Origin of the sequence: Salipiger sp. PrR003 (assembly GCF_010500785.1) — a bacterium.
GTDB classification, from domain to species: Bacteria; Pseudomonadota; Alphaproteobacteria; order Rhodobacterales; family Rhodobacteraceae; genus Salipiger; species Salipiger pacificus_A.
In genome coordinates, this window is sequence record NZ_JAAGOV010000108.1 from 1 (window position 1) to 3992 (window position 3992).

Sequence of the window (3992 nt, forward strand, 5' to 3'; positions counted from 1 at the left end):
GCGGATGCCTTCACCGACCAGAACACCTCGTCCAGCTTCTACCGCGCCGAGATCATGCTCGACGAGGGCCAGATCGAGAGGCTGCCCGAGGGCTCGACCCTGGTCCCCGGCATGCCGGTCGAGGCCTTCCTGCGCACCGCGGACCGCACGCCGCTCGCCTACCTGGTGAAACCCTTCACCGACTACTTCTCGAAGGCGTTCCGAGAGGGATGAAAATCACTGCCAAGTTGATCGGGACCAAGCAAGCCTCGGCGCCGAGACCGCACGCCGCGACTGGCCTTCCCCCCGAACTAACAACCGCAGGAATTTATGGTGTCAGGCCATATCGGAAACTATTCCAGCTTGACGGAGGTGACCGGACCCTGTCGCAATGACTCTTGAGCTCGCGCTATTCAGAGCGTCTCCAGAGCAGATAGAGCGCTAGGATCATCGCTCCAGGCACGCTAAAATAAACTAAGAAAACTAAAAGCAATGGTGCACCCGCCGACCACAGGATAGTACCGGCGACCACGCCTACGAGCCCGATAAGGGACGCTATCGAGAATCCCCGACCTGAAGAAAACGCTCTGGAATCTCTATCGTATTTTGTCATGATGGTTCACCTTTCTTAGGCGTTCTTACGATTGTATTGCGCTGACGTGCTGGACGAAACCCATTTCGTTTGTCACGCCTTGGCTCGGGTATAGTCCTTCAGCAGGGGCAGAGCACATGAACGCAGTCCATAGCCCTGTCCTCACTGGGACCGACAGGCTCCGCCTTTGAGCTCGGAGCTCGGCCTTTGGACCCTCATGCGTATGCGCATCGGCGCAACTCATCAGGCCTCATCAAGGTGATGCTGCCATAGCTAACCTCGATCCAGCCTTTCAGCTCGAAAGATTTCAGAACCGTATTCGCTGTGTGCCTTGAGGTGTTCGTCATTTCGCTCAGCTCGGACTGAGTAAGGCGACATGTATCTCCTGCCCTGAGGCCGTTGGGTATGATCTCGAAAAGCCTCAAGAGGACTGCTGCGATCCGGCAATCTGTTTTTCTGATCAGCAAGTCCGAGACGACCCGGGTCATGATCAACTGGTTATACTCAGAAAGGGACATCAACTCCCGCTCGGCACCAGGAAAGCTATGAGCTATTTGGTTGAGAGCGGAGGGTGGCAGGTAGAGGATGACCGAAGCTTCCATCGCCTTGAAGCTGAGATATCGTGGCTTTCCGGATGTTATGGGGCCTTGTCCGAACCACGCGCCTTTTCGGAAGATATGCCCTAGTACGATGCCTGCAGCCTCACTTGCCGCGTAGGTGCCAAAGCTCCCTTCGATAACGCCGTAAATCCCACCGGCTTCATCACCTACGTGGTGTGGATAGTCGCCGGACGAATAACGCCTTACGAGAACGTGGTTTCTGACCTCCTGCCTGAACTTCGAGCTTCGTTCTCCAAGCCATCCTAGGTTGGCCACCTCCCAATGCCGCTTACTCATCGAGTGCTGCCCCATCAAAGCTCCAACTTTTTACGCAAGATTGTCAAAATTTGAACATTTTTGATCAAGGAAGACAATATGAGACGGGCCGGGAGGCGATCATTTGTCGCCAGTGTGAGTCGAGATTTTGTGTGTCCCAAAGGGGGCCAGGTTGGTAGCACGCCTGGTCCCATTTCACTCACCTTCAGCACGTCCACGTCGACAGCGGCTGGAAGGACGATCGGCGGTTGGCCAAATGGGAGAAGTTAAAGACCATGCAGCGCGTGGAACTAATGGCAGCTCTACTCGACTTAGCGAACGCTGATGAGGGGTACACATTGCGTGCTGAAGATCAGGAAGTCCTCAGACTAAGTGCGATGCAGCTCGAAAACCTTGGCCATTCCATCGACTTCGCCCGCGCTGCAGCGAGAGCTATTCTGGGCGAGCACTAATAGGTTTCTGCAAGCTCTCCGCGATTTCTCATTAGGGAGGTGAGGGCGCAGGCGAGCGGGTAGCGCCACGCCGTATCTAGATTCTGGATCATCGTCAGCGACCCTCCCGCCTGCTTAGAGCTCGTGCCCGTCCTCGAGGTCCAAGCCACGCTCAGCGGCATGCTCGGCGGCAAACTCGGCCTGCCGCTCTCGCGCCATGACCTGGTAGGCCTCCACGGTCTCTCGCTCGCGATCCCCCTGCCCCACCACGAGGTCGGCTTCGTTCTTCAGCTCGACCGCGACCGCCGCCCGAACCGCGGGATCGCGGATTTCGTCCTGCAGCGGGGTGCTGTCGCCCTCGAGGACCTGTGCAATCTCCGCGTCTGAGAGCGTATCCGCCATCCGGTCGACGAGGCTCTCGATGGCCGGCAGGTCGGCAAGCTGGTGGTGCTTGTCCACGGTCAGCAGCTGGTCGAGCGCCAGTTGCTCGACAAGGTCGCGCGGGACCGTCACGCCGTCGATGATCCGATGCCCCTCTTCGAGGACCGCGGCCAGCCGCGCGGAGGCACCTTCGTCCAGGCTTTCCGCGCGGCCCTGCCACAGCGCTGCCTGCGCCAGGGAGTGGTCTCCCTGCGCCGCGTATTCCGCCAACTCCGCAGGCGTCGTGCCAAGCTGCGCCATAAGATCCGCATCCTGCGCAAAGGCGGCGGCCAGCGCCTCGCGCAGATTGTCCAGCGTGCTGTCGATCTGCCCAACGCGTGGGTCCTCCCCCTCGAGCCCGTCCCGTACGTGCTGCAGCGACGCGGGGGTGAGATGCGCAAAGACATCGTCGCGCGTCTCAGCTATCACCGCATGGTCCTTGAAGAAGGGATCGGCCTGGGTCGCTGCCAGAAGCTCGGTGCTGGTGCGGGAGAACTCCGCCTCCATCCGCACCCGCTCCGGCCCGGCCTCCATCGCCTGAATGCTCTCCCAAGTCTCCCGCGCCTCGGCCAGCAACTGCTCGCGGGCCTGCGTCATGGCCGCGACGGGATCAAAGCTCCCGTCCAGCGTGGCAGCGTGGGTTTGCGGTGGCATCAGGGTATCGGGCTCTGCCATGAGAGAGCCTCCTTCTTCTAGAGTTTGCGCCGACGCGAAAAACGCCTGCGACAGCTTTTCCATGAACGCGTTTCCGGGACCGGACAGCGAGGCGAGCAAACCAAGACTGGAATACTGCCGCGCAAAGTCCTGCACCACCGCGCGCCGGTGCGCCCTCTCCGCGTCCGACATCGGCGGCGGTGGAACCAGGTCGCCCCGGCCCGTCTTGTCATGCGCCGCGCGATACTCGGTCTCGCGCGGCGGGTACTCGATGATCCCGCGCGACAGGCGGTTGGAGGCCACCATGTCGATGCCATGCGCTCGCGAGAGCTCGGCATGGCACTCGCGCATCACGTCGTAGTTCAGCTCCGACTTCATGCTGATCGACAGGAAGTTGCCCCAGTCGCAGCCGACCTTGTCGACGACAAAATGCGCATGGATGTGATCCGGGTCGCGGTGCACCGCGGCGACATAGCGCCACTGATCTCCATAGTCGCCGCTGGCAAAGATCGCCTGCCCCCACTCCCGGGCAACGGCCTCGGCCGCGTCGATGCGCGTGCCCTTGGGAAAGCTCAAGATGATATGATCGGTGTGCCCGCGCCGGGGGGCGCCACGCCAGGACGAGGACCAATCCTCGACCGCCCGAGACAAAGTGTTGGGCTGCAGATCACGGTCCACCCCGGCGAAGTTGGTCCAGGTGGCATGTGCCGCGTCTTCCCGGGTGATGTAATTCAGCTGCCGGGTCAGCTCCTCCTTGGAATGGCACCCTCCAGCCCGGATCCGCTTCACCACAGACTGAGGCGAGCGCTGCGCATTGCCGGCAAAGGCCCGGAAGGATCGGGCCTGTACGCTGCCCTGCCCCGCGCCCGGAACGCGCGTGCCGCTCCCGCCGCTCCGGCTGCGGCGCGCCAGGTCTTCGAGCGGATAGCCAAGAACCGCCTCCTCGATCGACAGCGATCCCGCCCTCATTGATCCGCCTCCGGGAAGGCCACATCCGCCAGCGTCCGCCGGCGCGCCACGTTGATGAAATGGGTCAGCGCC

General features: G+C 61.5%; 2 protein-coding genes and 1 pseudogene. 1 reads left to right on the top strand and 2 read right to left on the bottom strand.

All coding sequences use genetic code 11. The annotated features are described in order from the left end of the window. Positions 1-213 (top strand): annotated as a pseudogene (locus G0D83_RS29565) (HlyD family type I secretion periplasmic adaptor subunit); the annotation flags it as partial. A 573-nt stretch (positions 214-786) separates the two neighbouring features. Here the strand turns inward: G0D83_RS29565 and G0D83_RS29570 are convergent. Together G0D83_RS29570 and G0D83_RS29575 are read right to left on the bottom strand one after the other, a co-directional pair. After that, positions 787-1482, bottom strand: a complete 696-nt coding sequence (locus G0D83_RS29570; RefSeq protein WP_164198155.1) for a Crp/Fnr family transcriptional regulator — start codon at positions 1480-1482, stop codon at positions 787-789. A 530-nt stretch (positions 1483-2012) separates the two neighbouring features. Further along, complete coding sequence (locus tag G0D83_RS29575) at positions 2013-3920, bottom strand: relaxase/mobilization nuclease domain-containing protein (RefSeq protein WP_164198157.1); 1908 nt, start codon at positions 3918-3920, stop codon at positions 2013-2015. Positions 3921-3992: the final 72 nt, after the last annotated feature.

What these genes read in the sequence shown, in the direction of transcription:
- G0D83_RS29570 (WP_164198155.1), bottom strand. Translation starts at nt 1,482, where the DNA reads ATGGGGCAGCACTCGATGAGTAAGCGGCATTGGGAGGTGGCCAACCTA.
- G0D83_RS29575 (WP_164198157.1), bottom strand. Translation starts at nt 3,920, where the DNA reads ATGAGGGCGGGATCGCTGTCGATCGAGGAGGCGGTTCTTGGCTATCCG.